Annotated in this window: 10 protein-coding genes and 1 pseudogene; 3 read left to right on the top strand and 8 right to left on the bottom strand. The window is 71.6% G+C overall.

From position 1 onward, the window contains the following. Positions 1 to 38: 38 nt before the first annotated feature. Positions 39 to 1,298, bottom strand: a complete 1,260-nt coding sequence (locus tag VSH64_RS03645; protein ID WP_326834014.1) for a cyclopropane-fatty-acyl-phospholipid synthase family protein — start codon at positions 1,296 to 1,298, stop codon at positions 39 to 41. 90 nt (positions 1,299 to 1,388) lie between these two features. Beyond that, positions 1,389 to 2,081, bottom strand: a complete 693-nt coding sequence (locus VSH64_RS03640; protein WP_326834013.1) for an alpha/beta hydrolase — start codon at positions 2,079 to 2,081, stop codon at positions 1,389 to 1,391. A 111-nt stretch (positions 2,082 to 2,192) separates the two neighbouring features. Here VSH64_RS03640 and VSH64_RS03635 point away from each other — a divergent pair, with 111 nt between their 5' ends. Together VSH64_RS03635 and VSH64_RS03630 are read left to right on the top strand one after the other, a co-directional pair. Continuing rightward, entirely contained in the window at positions 2,193 to 2,921 is a 729-nt protein-coding gene (locus VSH64_RS03635; protein WP_326834012.1) for a sugar isomerase domain-containing protein, read from the top strand. A gap of 121 nt (positions 2,922 to 3,042) precedes the next feature. Next, positions 3,043 to 4,203 (top strand): serine hydrolase domain-containing protein, encoded by a 1,161-nt coding sequence (locus VSH64_RS03630; protein WP_326834011.1) that lies wholly within the window; start codon positions 3,043 to 3,045, stop codon positions 4,201 to 4,203. A gap of 66 nt (positions 4,204 to 4,269) precedes the next feature. Here VSH64_RS03630 and VSH64_RS03625 read toward each other — a convergent pair whose 3' ends face one another. After that, a complete protein-coding gene (locus VSH64_RS03625) occupies positions 4,270 to 6,138 on the bottom strand; it encodes an ABC transporter ATP-binding protein (protein ID WP_326834010.1) in 1,869 nt (622 codons plus the stop codon). A 423-nt stretch (positions 6,139 to 6,561) separates the two neighbouring features. Between VSH64_RS03625 and VSH64_RS03620 the strand changes: the two are divergent. After that, positions 6,562 to 7,877 (top strand): annotated as a pseudogene (locus VSH64_RS03620) (glycosyltransferase 87 family protein). Here VSH64_RS03620 and VSH64_RS03615 read toward each other — a convergent pair. From VSH64_RS03615 to VSH64_RS03595, 5 genes are all read right to left on the bottom strand, one after another. After that, entirely contained in the window at positions 7,864 to 8,073 is a 210-nt protein-coding gene (locus tag VSH64_RS03615) for a helix-turn-helix domain-containing protein (RefSeq protein ID WP_003071237.1), read from the bottom strand. The pseudogene VSH64_RS03620 and the gene VSH64_RS03615 sit on opposite strands and share 14 nt — an antisense overlap. A gap of 179 nt (positions 8,074 to 8,252) precedes the next feature. Beyond that, positions 8,253 to 9,881 (bottom strand): ABC-F family ATP-binding cassette domain-containing protein, encoded by a 1,629-nt coding sequence (locus tag VSH64_RS03610; RefSeq protein WP_326834009.1) that lies wholly within the window; start codon positions 9,879 to 9,881, stop codon positions 8,253 to 8,255. Between the two features lie 180 nt (positions 9,882 to 10,061). Next, entirely contained in the window at positions 10,062 to 10,820 is a 759-nt protein-coding gene (locus VSH64_RS03605; protein ID WP_326834008.1) for an acVLRF1 family peptidyl-tRNA hydrolase, read from the bottom strand. A 60-nt stretch (positions 10,821 to 10,880) separates the two neighbouring features. Next, on the bottom strand, positions 10,881 to 13,730 hold the full coding sequence (locus tag VSH64_RS03600; RefSeq protein ID WP_326834007.1) for a S8 family serine peptidase: 2,850 nt from the start codon (positions 13,728 to 13,730) through the stop codon (positions 10,881 to 10,883). A gap of 264 nt (positions 13,731 to 13,994) precedes the next feature. Further along, on the bottom strand, positions 13,995 to 15,557 hold the full coding sequence (locus VSH64_RS03595; RefSeq protein ID WP_326834006.1) for a deoxyguanosinetriphosphate triphosphohydrolase family protein: 1,563 nt from the start codon (positions 15,555 to 15,557) through the stop codon (positions 13,995 to 13,997). Positions 15,558 to 15,608: the final 51 nt, after the last annotated feature.

Here is a 15,608-nt window from a genome sequence, read left to right as displayed (position 1 = left end):
GCACCTACCGGGGGTTCATCGGGGAGGGAAAGCGCAGGTCAGCGAGGGTCGGCGAACCCGAACTGGTGCACCTTGATGTGCCCGGACCGGAATCCGGCCTCCGAATACGCGAGGTAGAACTCCCACATCCGGTGGAACACGTCGTCGAAGCCGAAGCCGCGGATGTCGTCCCAGCGCTGGTGGAACCGCTCACCCCACAGCTTGAGCGTGCGCGCGTAGTCCTGACCGAACTCGCGCATCCCGGCCAGCTTGAGGCGGGTGTTGTCGCGCATGCCGTCCTCGATGGCCTGCACCGACGGGATGATGCCGCCCGGGAAGATGTACTTGTGGATCCAGGTGTAGGACTTGGCCGCCGCCAGCATCCGGTCGTGGTCCATCGTGATGGCCTGCAGGCCGAAGCGCCCGCCCGGGTTCAGCCGCTTGCCGATCGTGGCGAAGAACGTGGGCCAGTACGACTGCCCCACCGCCTCGATCATCTCCACGCTCACCACGGCGTCGAACTGGCCGGTGGCGTTGCGGTAGTCACACAGCTGCACGTCGATCCGGTCGGAGAACCCCGCCTCGGCGATCCGCGCGTCGGCGAGCACCTTCTGCTCCTGCGAGATGGTCAGCGACGTCACCTTCGCGCCGCGCGAGGCCGCGCGGATCGAGAGCTCGCCCCAGCCGGTGCCGATCTCCAGCACCTCGCTGCCCTCGCGCACGCCGGCGTAGTCGAGCACGCTGTCGAGCTTGCGGTGCTGGGCCTGCGTGAGGGTGTCACCGGGCCCGAACAGCGCCGAGGAGTACATCATCGACTCGTCGAGGAACGCGCTGAACAGGTCGTTGGACAGGTCGTAGTGGCGGTGGATGTTCGAGCGCGACCCCTCGATCGTGTTCTCCTCCGCCGACGGCTGCACGCGCTCGGCGAAGCGGCGGAAGCGCTGCAGGAACGGCGGCACGACCGTGGCGAGCTTCTCGGCGAACGGCGTGAGCACGCCCGCGAGGTCCTCGGCCGTCCAGTCGCCGACCATGTAGGACTCGCCGAAGCCGATCTTCGCGTCGGCGCCGAGGCGGTGGAAGAACGCCGCGGGCCGGTGGATGCGCATCTCCGGCGACTCGGGGCCGCCGGCGCCCAGCACCGTGCCGTCGGGGAAGGTGACCCGCAGGTCGATGTTCTTCACGGCACGGCGGAAGAGCGCCTCCGCGGCCCGCGCGCGCAGCGGCGAGTGCGGTGGCGTGGCCAGGCCCGGCCACCGGGATTCGTCCGGCACCGGCTGCGAGGCGGGCCCCGCCGCTCGGTCAACACTCGAGGTGGACAAGACACTCCCTCCGGAATGGGCTCATACGCCCGCAACTGATGGTATTCCCGGCACGCGCGACTCGCGCTGCTCGGTGGTCGCCGGATCCGGTCACACGGGGATGCGCAGCCGCTCGTCCGCGGGCCGGGTCCACGCCTGCCGGAGAGTCTCGTCGGTCTCGCCCGCGTCGATCGCTTCCAGTGTGAAAGCACACATCAGCCTGGTCCAGACCGCCGGGCGCCGGATCATCGCGTGGCCCTCGCCGGTCACGTCGAAGCGCACGATCCGCTTGGCGAGCTCCTGCGCGCGCTCGGCGAAGGCGTGGGAGTCACGCGGCGACGTGATCCGGTCACGCGTGCCGTGCAGCAGCACCACGGACCGGCCGGCCACGGCGTCCACGGGCTCGCCGGGCGGTGTCCACGGCGCGAGCGCGCACACGCCCACCACGGCGGGGTCGTCGGCCACGCGCAGCACCACGCGCCCGCCCATCGAGTGCCCGACGAGCACCACCGGCAGGCCCGGGTGGTCCTCACGGATGCGCTCCAGGGCCCAGCGGGCGTCGTCGACCGGGTCCTCGGCGGGCGCGTTCCAGCCGTAGCGGCGGTTGCGCACCAGGCGCACCTCCAGGCCCGCTTTGCGGCCCGCGCGGTGCAGCGCCCGGGCGAGCGGCACCATGCGCAGGTACGCCAGCCGCCATGGCCCCACCGCTGCCGTGCCGTGCTCGGCGCCGCCGTGCAGCACCAGTGCCACCGCCCTCGTCCGCCCGGCCGCGCGCCGCACCGAAACGACGGGTACTCCGTCCACCTGCCGCCTCCCAGTCACCGGAACGCCCGGATGATCAGCTCCCACGCTAATCCACCACGAAGCGTGTCCAAGCGATACATTCGGCGCCCGAACCCGCGACGAAGGGCAGGTGTGGTGAGCGCCACGGAAATCTGGAAGAGCACCTCGGAGAAGCTCGCGGCGGCGCAGGAGGCGAACGCCGAAGCGCTCAGCGCCGCGGCCGACCTCGTGCTCGGGGTGATCCGGTCCGACGCCCTCGTGTTCACCGCCGGTGCCGGGCACTCGCTCGCCGCGGTCGCCGAGACGTTCTACCGCGCCGGCGGCCTCGCCTGCGTCTACCCGCTGTACCACCCGGAGCTGCTGCCGCTGCACGGCGCGCAGCACAGCACGAAGACCGAACGCCGCAGCGGCCTCGCCGAGGAGGTGCTGGCCGAGCGCGCGCCGGGACCCGGCGACGTGCTCGTGGTGTTCTCGACCTCCGGCGTGAACCCGTACCCGGTGGAGCTCGCCGCCGGCGCGCGGCGCCGCGGTGCCGCGGTGATCGCCGTGACGTCGCGCGAGTGCGTGGCCGCGGCTCCGCGCCGATCGGCCACGACGCTGGTCGAAGAGGGCACCGTGGTGCTCGACTCGCTCGTGATCCCCGGCGACGCGAGCCACCCCGCCGACGGGCCGCGCACCGCCCCACTGTCCACTGTGGTCAACGCGTTCCTGTGGAACCTGATCCTGGCCGAGGTCTACGACCGCGGCACGGCCGAAGGTCTCGACGTGCCGCTGTGGCGCAGCTCCAATGTGGAGGGTGGCGACGAGGCGAACACCGCACTGCTCGCCAAGTACCTCCCGCGCGTGCCGGCACTGCGGTAACCGCTTGGCGGACCGGGCCCGTTCCCGGTGACCCAGGACCCGGCCCGGGAGGTCTTGACGGGCCGGGTCCGTGCTGCCAACCTCGGCGTACCGACCAGTCGGTGTCGAGTGGAGGCGGGACGTGGACGAGACCGCGGTGACCCTGCACGGCACGTGCGAGCCCGGCTTCGAGGCCGTGCAGCGCGCGTTCGTCGAGAACATCTCCGAGCGCGACGAGCTGGGCGCGGCCTTCGCCGTGGTGGTGCGCGGCGAGGTGGTGGTGGACCTGTGGGCGGGCTGGGCGGATCCGGACCGCACCACACCGTGGCGGCCGGACACGCTCACCAACGTGTGGTCCACGACCAAGGGCATGACCGCGCTGTGCGCGCACCTGCTCGCCGACGCGGGTGAGCTGGACCTCGACGCGCCGGTGGCGCGGTACTGGCCGGAGTTCGCGGCCGAGGGCAAGGGCGAGATCCCCGTGCGCTGGCTGCTTTCGCACCGCTCCGGTGTGGTCGGCGTCGGCCTCGAGCGGCCGGTGACGATCGAGGAGCTCTACGACTGGGACCACATCACGGGCCTGCTGGCCGCGCAGGCGCCGCTGTTCCCGCCGGGCAGCGCCAGCGGGTACCACGCGCTGTCGTTCGGGTTCCTCGTCGGCGAGGTCGTGCGCCGCGTCTCGGGCCAGGGAGTCGACGAGTTCTTCGCGGCTCAGGTGGCGGGCCCGCTGGACGCCGACTTCTCGATCGGCGTGCGCGAAGCCGACCTCGGCCGCTGCTCGACGCTCGTGGAACCCGTCCTCACGCCGGAGATGACCACGGCGCTCACCGAGGCGTTCGCGAACGCCGGCCCGATCGCGCTGGCCGCCATGGTCAACCCGCGCCCGGAAGGCCACCACGCCAACGACCCGGCCTGGCGGCGCGCCGTGCTGCCCGCGCTCAACGGCCACGGCACGGCACGGGCGCTGGCCACCGTCTACGGCGCCCTGGCCGACGGCCGGCTGCTCTCCCCCGCCGCGCTGGCCCGGGCCCGCGCCGGCCAGGGCCAGGAAGTGGACCTCGTCGCCGGCGTGCCCAACGAGTGGACCCTGGGCTACTGCCTCGGCAGCGACACCCACAGCTTCGGCCCCAACCCGGCCGCCTTCGGCCACGACGGCCTCGGTGGCTCCGCCGGCGGCGCGGACCCGGAGGCGGGCGTGGGTTTCGGGTACGTGATGAACCGGATGGGGCCGTTGCTGCGGGACGACCCGCGGAAGATGGCACTGGTGGAGGCGACGTTCGAGAGTTTGGCGGAGCGGGGCTGATCCTTCACAGCCGAAGTCGTGAAAGGCCCCTCACGGCGTGTTCCGTGAGGGGCCCTTCACCGCTCGTCAGGCGACCGCGGACGGTTCCTCGTCGAACTGCGTGTGGTGCAGCTCCGCGTAGCGGCCGCCGCGCGCCAGCAGCTCGTCGTGGGTGCCGCGCTCCACGATCCGGCCGTCCTCGACCACCAGGATCAGGTCGGCCGCGCGCACGGTGGAGAGCCGGTGGGCGATCACGAGCGCGGTGCGGCCCTGCAGGGCGCCGGTGAGGGCCTCGCCGACCGCGGCTTCCGATTCGGAGTCCAGGTGGGCCGTGGCTTCGTCGAGCACCACGACCTTGGGCTGGGCGAGCAGGAGGCGCGCGATGGTGAGGCGCTGGCGTTCGCCGCCGGAGAGGCGGTAGCCGCGTTCGCCGACGGTGGTGTCGAGGCCGTCGGGCAGGGAGTGCACGAGGTGCTCGAGGCGGGCCTGGGTGAGGGCCTCCCAGATCTCGTCGTCGGTCACGTCCGGACGGGCGTAGGCCAGGTTGGCGCGGATGGTGTCGTGGAACAGGTGCCCGTCCTGCGTCACCACGCCTACCGTGGCGCGCAAGGTCGCGAAATCGAGGTCGCGCACGTTCACGTCGGACAGCTTCACCGCGCCGCCGTCCACGTCGTAGAGGCGCGGCAGCAGCGAGGCGATGGTCGACTTGCCGGCGCCCGAGGAGCCGACCAGCGCCACCATCTGGCCCGGTTCGGCGCGGAAGCTGATGCCGTGCAGCACTTCCTCACCCCCGCGGCTGTCCAAAGTGGCCACGTCTTCCAGCGACGCCAGCGAGAAGCGGTCGGCCGCCGGGTAGCCGAAGCGCACGTCGGTGAACTCCACCGCGACGCCACCCGCGGGCAGCGCCTTCGGCTTCTCCGGTTCCTTGATCATCGGCTCGAGGTCGAGCACCTCGAAGACCCGCTCGAACGACACCAGCGCGGTCATCACGTCCACGCGCACGTTGGCCAGCGCCGTGAGCGGCGCGTAGAGCCGGGTCAGCAGCAGCGCGAGCGCCACCACGGTGCCGGGCGCGATTTGGCCGGTCACGGCGAGGTAGCCGCCGAGGCCGTAGACCAGCGCCTGCGCGAGCGCCGACACGAGCGTGAGGCTGGTCATGAACCAGCGCGTGAGCATCGCGGTGCGCACGCCGATGTCGCGCACGCGCCCGGCGCGGTCGCTGAACTCGCCGACCTCCTGGTGCGGGCGGCCGAAGAGCTTCACGAGCGTGGCGCCCGGCGCCGAGAACCGCTCGGTCATCTGCGTGGTCATGCCGGCGTTGAGCTGCGCCGACTCACGCTGCAGCCCGGCCATGCGGCGGCCGAGCCGGCGGGCGGGCAGTACGAAGATCGGCAGGAGCACCAGCGCGAACACGGTGACCTGCCACGACAGCGTGACCATCACCGCGAGCGAGAGCACCAGCTGGATCACGTTGGTGACCAGGCCCGACAGCGTGGCGGTGAAGGTGCGCTGCGCGCCGATCACGTCGTTGTTCAGCCGGCTCACCAGCGCGCCGGTGCGGGTGCGGGTGAAAAACGCGATCGGCAGCTTCTGCACGTGCGCGAACACGGCGACCCGCAAGTCGAGGATGATCCCCTCGCCGATGCGCGCCGACTGCCACCGCTCCGCGAGCCCCAGCCCGGAGTCGAGGATGGCCAGCACCGCGATCACCACGGCCAGCCACACGATCGTCGACACGTCGTGGCCGCCGACGATCGCGTCGACGACCTTGCCCGCCAGCACCGGCGTGGTCACCGCGAGCACGGCGGAGACCACCGTGATCACCAGGAAGATCAGCAGCCGCATCCAGTGCGGCCGGGCGAAGCGCGCCACGCGTTTCAGCGTGCCGCGCGTGAGCGCCCTCGGCGTGTCGGCCCCGCGCATCACGGAACCGAGCAACGCCCACGAGTTGTCCATCAAGACCCTTTCCCCCGACCGCCAAAACCTCTAGCTTACCTGAGCTTTATTCTTGAGATGCCCAGCACAACGCCGGTTCGTCCCGAGTTCTTCCCGGTGCTGTTCACCGATCGCGAACGCCCGGTCCACGCCGCCGCTCACGGCCCGGCGACCACTTGTCCGGCCGCAGGGTCCCGTAGCCGCCGTTCGGCGTCCTGCGCGGCCCTCGTCGGCCCGCGCGGCGGTACGACCACCTGCCCGGTGGCGACCTCGGCGCCGCAGCCTAACTCTCCACCGCCGCCCTCGCCGCTCCCCCGCCGTCCCCCACCGCGCCCCGGCTGCACGAACTGCGCCGAACGGGCGAGCACGGGTGATCCGGGCGCCCTCGGTAGCCTGACTCGACCGGACGGTCAGGTGATGAGGGGTGAAGCGGTGCAGCTGCTGATGGCGCCGGCCCGGGCCGTCGTGGGCCGGGCGGGGCGCGTGCTCACCTGGGACGTCGTGTTCTACCTGGGATGTTTCGCCTTCGCGTTGATCAGCGCGCTGAAGTCGGAGTTCTACGGCTACCGCATCTGGGGCACCTTCGCGGCGGCCGGCTACGGCTTCGGGGCCGCCCACAGTGGCTGGCTGCTCGTGTCGGCCCGGCTCGGGCGCACGCCCCGCGGCCCGCTCGGCTCCCGGTGGTGCGGTATCGCGGCGATCGGCTTGTTGGCGATGATCATCCCGCTCGTGGTGCTCGTGATTCGCCGACTGACCGGGGTCGACTGGCTCATCACGCCGTTCTCCTGGGCCGCGCAGCCCGAGGTGTGGGTGATCGAACGCAGCGCGAGCCTGTTCCTGCAGCACGGCACGCCCTATATCGACGTGACCGCTCTCGGACGCGCACCGGAAGTGAACGATTACACACCGTATGGACCGGTGATGACAGTGTTCGGTCTTCCGCGCGCGTTGTTCGGCGGAACACCGTTCACCAATGCGCTCACCGATGCCCGGTGGATGTTCGCACTTTGTGCGTCTCTCTGCGTGATCGGTTCACTACGAATGCTGAAATGGCCGCGAATTCCGGTTCTTTCGGCACAATTGGCAATCGCGTGCCCACTCACCGCATTGACGTGGTCCGTCGCCGGTCCCGATCTCGCCATTGTGGGACTGCTCGTGCTCGCCTGCGCACTCGCTGCAACCGGCCGCGCGGGCTGGTCGGGATTCGTGCTGGCGCTCGTGATCAGCGCGAAACTCATCGTCGCGCCGGCCGCGGCCGTGCTCGCGGTCTTCGTGTTGTTCCGTACGCGCAACGGGAATTCCCGCGACCGCAAGGCGCTCGCGTGGTTCGTGACCACTTTGGTCAGTGCGACCGTGGTACTGCACCTGCCGGTGTACCTCGTGGACCCGGACGCGTTCGTGGAGCACGTGATCCGGTTTCCGCTCGGGATGGGCGTGGTGCGCTCTCCCGCGGCGAGCCCGCTTCCGGGCCACCTGATCGCGGAAACCGGCTCAGCGGGCCGCGTGATCTCACTCGTCCTGGTGGCAGCCGCGGCCGTGGCGATGCTGGTGTGGCTGGTGCGCCGTCCCCCGCGACGGGATCCGCCGCGCTCTTGCGGATCGCCGTCGGACTCGGCGCGTTGGTCCTGCTCACCCCGGCAACCCGCTACGGCTACCTGGTTTATCCCTTGGTGCTGCTCGGAGGAGTGCTGACGTTCCGAGCGGCCGAACAGGGACTGCGCCCCCCGCGCAGTCGGCCTGGTGGTGCTACTTCTTCTTGACCCGCGTGGCCCCGCCGCGCCCCCGCAGCTGGACCCCGGACTCGGAGAGAACCCGGTGCACGAACCCGTAGGAACGTCCCGTGGACTCCGCGAGGGCCCGGATGCTCGAGCCCTTCTCGTATTTCTTCTTCAGGTCAGCGGCCAGCTTGTCGCGCGTGTTGCCGGTGATCCGCGCGCCTTTCTTGAGATCAGCCACGTCGATCGCCTTCCCGCCGAGTGGAGTTCTGGGCCATTTGACGGCCCCTGCCGGGGCAATGATCGAACACTGCGGCGCGGAATGCCAGACGACAGACGTAAAACAGCCGAAATTGCGATCACATTGGGCCATTCAAGTGCTTCACGGAGCGTGGCAAGCACCCAAATGGCCGTATCTGATCACGCTAGCTGGACAAGTTCCAGATAATCGGCGGACCAATGATCCTCGGTTCCGTCGGGCAACAGGATCACGCGCTCGGGCTCCAGCGCTTCCACCGCGCCCGGGTCGTGCGTGACCAGCACGACGGCACCGGCGAAGCTGCGCAAGGCGTCCAGGACCTGCGCACGGCTGGCCGGATCGAGGTTGTTGGTCGGTTCGTCCAGGAGCAGCACGTTGGCCGCGCTGGACACGAGTCCGGCCAGCGCCAGGCGGGTCTTCTCGCCGCCGGAAAGCGTGCCGGCGGGCTGGTCGAGCTGTTCCCCCGTGAAGAGGAACGAACCGAGCAGGTTGCGCAACTCCTGAGCACCCGTGTCCGGCGCGAGGTGTCGGATGTTTTCCCACACGCTCGCATCATGGTCGAGAGTTTCGTGTTCCTGTGCGTAATAGCCCAAACGCAATCCGTGACCCGGCTCCACCGAACCGGTATCCGGAGTTTCCATTCCGCCGAGCAGCCGGAGCAGAGTCGTCTTTCCGGCACCGTTCAACCCGAGCACCACGACCTTCGTCCCGCGGTCGATCGCCAGATCGACGCCGGTGAAGATCTCGAGCGAACCGTAGGACTTCGAGAGCCCGTCGGCCGTGAGCGGCGTGCGCCCGCACGGAGCGGGCTCGGGGAACTTGATCCGCGCCACCTTGTCGGCCTGGCGCGTCTCGTCGAGGGCCGAGAGCATCTGCTCCGCGCGGCGCGCCATGTTCTTGGCCGCCACGGCCTTCGTCGCCTTGGCCCCGAGCTTCGCGGCCTGCTGCTGCAGCGCCGACGCCTTCTTCTCGGTGTTGGCGCGCTCGCGGCGGCGGCGCTTCTCGTCCGTGGCCCGCGCGTCGAGGTAGCGCTGCCAGGTCATGTTGTAGAGGTCGATCTCCCCGCGGGTGGCGTCGAGGAACCAGACCTTGTTCACCACGTCGGCGAGCAGCTCCACGTCGTGGCTGATCACCACGAGCCCGCCGTCGTGCTGCTTGAGGAAGCCGCGCAGCCACGAGATCGAGTCGGCGTCGAGGTGGTTGGTGGGCTCGTCGAGGAGCAGGATCGTCTCGGACTTGCCGCCCGCGCCCGCCTCGGCGGCGGCGAACAGGATGCGCGCCAGCTCCACGCGGCGGCGCTGGCCGCCCGAGAGCGTGTTCAGCGTCTGCTCGAGGATCCGGTCGGCGAGACCGAGGTTGGAGCAGATGCGCGCGGCCTCGCTCTCGGCCGCGTACCCGCCCAGCGACGCGAACCGCTCTTCGAGCCGGCTGTAGCGGTTCACCGCCTTGTCGCGTTCCTTCTCGTCGGCCAGCTCCGCCATCGCGGTCTGCGCCTTCTCCATGTTGCGGATCAGCGCGTCGAGCCCGCGTGCGGACAGCACGCGGTCCTTCGCCGTGACGGAGAGGTCGCCCTCGCGCGGGTCCTGCGGCAGGTAACCGAGCTCGCCGCTGCGCCGCACTTCACCGGCGTGGGGCTCGCCCTCGCCCGCGAGGACCTTCAGCGACGTGGTCTTGCCGGCACCGTTGCGGCCGACGAGGCCGATGCGGTCGCCGGGCTGGATGCGGAGGGTGGCGCCGTTCAGCAGAATGCGCGAGCCGGCACGCAGCTCGAGGCCAGTGGCCGTGATCAAGGGAACTCCCGGATTCGGGGGTGGACGTGGACAGCACAGCGCGCACCGGCGCGGCCCGCCGTCCCGCGAAAGGACTGGTCTTGGGCGCCCGGTGCCGCAGCTACTCCGTGAGGATCTCCCGCTCCACGGAACCCAGTGTACGGGTGCGCCTCCACCGGTTTTCCGCCACCGTGGCAGGAGTCACGGTTCGCGCAGCACGATCTCCACCGCCAGGGCCCGCTCGGCGGCTTCGGCCAGCACCGTTCGGCGCGGGTCGGGCACCGGCAGGACGCGGGGTTCGGCGCGGTCGAACAACGGCACCAGACGCGGGTCGGCGCGCAGGTGGTCGAGGGCGAGGCGGTCGCCGCCGAGGAAGACCGCGTCCACTTCGGACAGCCGGGGCACCAGCACCTCGACCGCGTCGTCCGCGGCCGAGCGCAGGGCCGTGCGGGCCTGGTCCGCGCGGCGGCGGGCGAAGCGCTGTTGCGACCAGCCGCCGGCGGCGCTGCGGCCCTGCACGTGGTGGCGGTCGGTGCGCGAGAGGACCACCCGGCCGCCGTGCGCGAGACCGAGCGAGTGCCCGCCGAGACGGACCAGCAGCAGCGCGATGAGCCGGGGCACGAGGACGTGGGCGACGAGGGGTTCGACGGCGAGGCCGGCGACCGTATGCGCAACGGCGGCCGGGTCGGTGGCCAGGTCTCGGTCGGTGGCCCTGTCCGTGCGAGTGGCCGGGTCGGTGTCGCCGGTCGGGTCCGCGTCGCCGACCGGCAGCGGCAGTGGTCCGAACGGGACGGTCGCGGTGGCCGTGGCGCCGTTGCCCGCCAGCACCCGCACCGAAGCCGGGCTCAGCTCCGTGGTCTCGACACCGTCGTTGCGCGCGGCGAAGCGGTCGAACCAGCCGGCGAGGCGTTCGGGCGCGATCTCGACCGCCCGTCCCCCGCCCGCGACCGACCTCGCCATAGGAGGAAACGGTACGGGGCCGCCGCGAACCTCGCGACGGCCCCGCATCCAGGAGAAGCGCTACGCGATGGCCGGACCCGCGTGCACCACCGGGCGGACCAGCGCGGCCGAACCGGCGGGAGCGGCCTGCCCCGCCGCCGCGTATCCGTTGACGTGCAACGAAACGCTGCGGATCGAGCCGGTGTCACCGCCGGCCACGTCGGTCGCCTTGAACGTCCACGTGCCGTCGGCCGAGGTCCCGCCGAGCGGGGTCTGCGGGTCGATCGGCCGGTAGGTGCCCGTGAACGGCGCGAACTGCGAACCGATGTCGCTCAGCAGCGGCGCGGCGCCGTCGTCGAACACCACCTGGCAGAGGTTGTTGCCGCCGCTGCCGGCGCGCTGGAACAGCGTGGCCGACGCGCCCGAGGGCGAGGTCAGCGTGCCGACCAGGTCCGCGACGTAGCTGTGGTCGAGCCCGACCGTGGTCGAGCCCTCGTCGGCGGTGCAGCTCGAGCCGTCGATCGACACCGAGACCTTCGACGCCGCCCCGACGCCACTCACCACGAGCGGCACCGAGGCGCCGAGCTGCGAGTTGTCCGGGATCGCCACCGGCGGGCCGGTGTAGGAGAAGGTCTGCACCACCGGCGACGGCGTGCCCACCGGCAGCGCGAACGTGCTGGTGACCGGCGAGAACGAACCCGCGAACGTGACCTTGGCGGCCAGCACCACCGGCACGCCGAGGCCCTGGCTCGCCGGGACCGTGATCGTGAAGTCGTTCACCCCCGTCTGGCCCGGGCTGATCGTGCCGTAGGACTTCGCGCGCGGCGCGATCGTGACGCCGGGCGTGGAGGTGGTGAGCACGACGCTGGTGGAGGACGCGACCCCGTCGCCGGTGTTGCGCACCGGCAGCGTGAGCTTCGCGGTGTCACCCGGGTCCACGGTGCTGCCACCGCCGGGCCCGGTCACGGTGGGCTGCTGGGCCTGCGCGAACGGCTGCGGGCTGGCCCCGGTGTAGGCGAGCACCTTGTCGGCGAGGACCACGCCCGCGCCGGTGAGGTTGTCGCTGCCCGGCGCCTCGATGTCCACCGCCGTGTTCAGGAACGCGTCGCGCACGTCGGACCCGGACAGCCCCGGGTTGCCCGAGAGCACGAGGCTCGCGATGGCGGCCGCGTGCGGCGCGGCGGCCGAGGTGCCGAAGAACGGGTCGAAGCCGGGCACCGAGGTGCGCACGCCGTCGGCCGCGGTGATCTCCGGCTTGTTCCGCACTTCCCCGCCGGTGGCGGAGAAGTTGCCGGGCGTGATCGGGGTGCCGTCGGCCTCGAAGAACACGCGGCGCGGGCCGTCGGAGCTGAACCGCTCGGCCTTGCTCGCCGAGGAGAACGCGCCGGGGAACGGACCGGTCGGGTTGGCCGGGTCACCGGGTTCGAGCGCCCGGCCGAACGCGACGGCCGCCGGGGCGGCGGCGACCGAGAACGCGTCGCGCGCCGAGGAGTGCCCGACGGTGACGCCCGGGGTGCTGTAGGCCTTCAAGCCGTCGGCCGAGTCGCGGAAGCGGCTGCCGAACGCCGTGAGCGAAAGGTAGCGCCCCTCGCCCGCGAACTTCACCACCGCGAGCCGCAGGCCGGTGCCGCCGAAGAGCGGGGTGGCGAGCTGCTCGTACGGGTCCTGGGTGCCGTCCTGCACGTCCTGGCTGAACGCGACGACGTTGCCCGCCGCGTCGAGCAGGTAGAGGTCGTAGTCGTCGGCCGCGGCGCCCAGCGGGTCGGACCAGTGCAGCGTGACCGGGATGTTCGCCGAGGAGGCGTCGGAGATCGGCTCGAAGATCTGGTTGCCCGCGCCGCCGGCGAAGTTGTGCGCGGTGCCGGCGAACTTGCCGACCGCCTTGCCGGAGTCGGCGAAGTCGCCTTCCCAGTGGGCGGCGGTGCCGTCGGCGACGTTGCCCTCGTTGCCCGCGGAGGAGAAGTAGAGCGCGCCGTCGGCGGTCACGTCGTTCACGGCCTGGGCGATGATCCAGTCCTGGAACGGCGATTCCTTGAAGTAGATGACGTCGTCGACGATCACGTCGCAGTGGGACTCGAAGCGCAGCTTGCGGATGTTGTCCGCGAAGCTCGCGTCGGACTCGAAGGCGCTCGCGAAGCCCAGCGCCGCGTTGGGCGCGAGGTCGTGGATGATCTCGAGCATCGCGGTGCCCTCGTCGCCGTCGCCGGCCTGGCCGGGCACGACGTCGACGGCCGGCAGCTCACCCTTGGCCTGCGAGACCTTGAGCGAGTCGACGCCGTCGGACAGCGCGCACGCCTTCACGCCGGTGCCTGTGACGCCGTACTGCTGGCGCGCGAGGTCGGCGTTGTGCGCGCGGTCGCCTTCACTGGTGATAGTGGCCGCGGCGGCCCGGCTGCTCTTGGCCGCCAGCGCCTGGTTCAGCGCAGCGTCGAGGCGGTCGGCCTTCTGCTGCTTCGTCTCGACCGGAGCCGCTTTTCCTTGCGACGCCTTGTTTTCCAGCTCACGAGCGGTGATCGCCCGGTCGGCGGTCTCCACCCGCTTCACGTCGGCGCGCGCGCCGATCGCCGGCAACGCGGTGAGCGGCACCTCGGCGCGGATGCTCGCCGTCTTCTGCGACACCGTGCGCACGGCGGCGCCGGCCTTGCGCAGATCGCTCACCAGCGCGTCGGACACCTTGGTGGCACGGATGTCCACGACCGCGGTGCTCGCCGTGCCCGCCCCCAGCGCGGGCACGGCCGAGGCGCTCAGCCGTTGTGAGCGCAGCTTCTGCGTCACGAGCAGGCGGCTGTCCAGTTTGGACTCCGCCTTCGTCTGGCCGGTCTTCACCGCCTGCAGCGCCGCGATCTGCTTCGCGGCGTTGGCGGAGAAGGAATCCGGGGACGCGGTCGCGGCGCCCGCGGGCGGGGCGGCGAGTCCCAGCGCGGTGATCAACGCCGCCGCGCCCGCGGTGATCGCGGTCGCGCGGGATCTGGCTCTCGGTCTCGGTACGGCTCGACTGGAACGGCTTCGACGCACGTGCGCCTCCGAATCTCGCACCGCGTGCCCCGACTCACGCTGGCCAACGCCGGTGATCACCGGCTGGATCCAGCTAAGTACCGGGAGTAAAAGGGAAAAACCCGCCGTTAGGGTGACGTATGGCCGTTAATTTCCCCTACCCGCCGGAGGTCGTAGGCCATTCAGCGGCAGCGCCCGGGCTCAGAGCACGAACGAGTCGGACCACGGCTGCGTGGCGCGCCCGGTCAGCGCGTCGAGCAGCGTCACGGCCTGCTTGTCGGTGAGCGAGGCCACGAAGTCGACCACGGCCCGGCCGCGCGCGAGGCTGCGCACGGCATCGGGGCCCGCCACGCGTTCGCCGGTCGCGCCCACGAGCACCTCCGGCATGGTGCGCACGAGACCGGCGTACTCGTCCTGCGCCAGCTCCACGAGGTCGTAGAGGCGCCGGGGCAGGCGGCTCACCTCGTCGCGGTCGAGCAGCCACGCGTCGAGCGCGTCGACGAGTGAGGTCACGAGGCTGGCCTGCCCACGCTGGTGCAGCGCGAGGTCGGGGCGCAGCAGCACGAACCGGCGGTGCACGAACTTCAGCACCTGCACCTCGTGCCACTGCGCGGTGCGCAGCGACACGTGCCCCGAGCGGGTGGACGGCGACGAGAGCACGAAAACACCGTCGACGAGCCGCGAGGTCCAGTTGGCCGAGAAGGCGGCCGTGGCCTGCTCGGCCTCGATCGAGCCGTCGAAGCCGTTTTCGAGCAGGCCGGCCACGAGCTCGCGCTGCACGCGGCGCACGGCGGCGGCGAACGCGTCGTCGTCGACGATCCAGCCGTCCTTGAGGTGCATGCGGCGGCGCATCTGCTCCAGCGAGCGGCCGGGCCGGCGCAGCTCGGCGACCAGCCGCTCGTCGTCGAGCGCCGCCAGCTCGAGCGCGTGGTCGAGCCACTCCCCCAGCTCCGCGGCCACCGGCGCGTGCTGCAGCACGCCGATCCGGTGGAAGTCCTGCAGGTCGTGGATCGCGTAGGCGATGTCGTCGGCGGTGTCCATCACCGACGCCTCCACCGTCTGCTGCCACGGCTCCAGCCGCGCGGCGAACGGTCCGCGCGCCTGCGCGAAGTCGTCGAGTTCCGTGGCGTAGGCGGAAAACTTGCTCGCGCCCGTGCCCGGTGAGCCCTCGGGCTCGGCCGCGCCCCGCGGCGGCGTCGGCATCGACGTGGGGTGCGGTTCGGGCACGTGCAGACGCGCCCACGGGTACTTGAGCACCGCCGCGCGCACGGCCGCGGTGAGGTCGAGCCCGATGGCCGACGGCCCGCGCACGTCGGTGGTCGTGAGGATGCGGAACGTCTGCGCGTTGCCCTCGAAGCCGTCGGCGAGGCCGAAGCGGTGGCGCGCGATGCGGTCGAGCGTCTGCTCGCCGAGGTGGCCGAACGGCGGGTGGCCGAGGTCGTGGGCGAGCGCGGCGGCCTCGCACACGTCGGGGTCGCAGCCGCCGAGCTTCGCGGCCAGCTCGGCCGACTCGCTGGCGCCGGTGATCCGCTCGGCGATCGCGCGCGCGACCTGCGCGACCTTGAGGCTGTGGGTGAGCCGGTTGTGCAGCAGGCCCGCGCCGCCGGCGAACACCACCTGCGTGACCCCGCCGAGGCGCGCGAAGAACGGCGACGCGGCGATGCGGTCGCGGTCGATGCGGAACGGGCTCGTGGCGAGGTCGGTGAACCCGCCCACCGAGCTCGCCGGATCCCTGCGCGCGGCTCGGGGGTCGGTCTCAGCCATGCGCTCCACCGTATCTGTCCCGTTGCCCGGCACCGGCGGACGCGCCGGATC

Origin of the sequence: Amycolatopsis rhabdoformis (assembly GCF_035918295.1) — a bacterium.
Taxonomy (GTDB): domain Bacteria; phylum Actinomycetota; class Actinomycetes; order Mycobacteriales; family Pseudonocardiaceae; genus Amycolatopsis; species Amycolatopsis rhabdoformis.
Note: the sequence above shows the minus strand (reverse complement) of the source record. Positions and strands in the feature narration are given on the sequence as shown.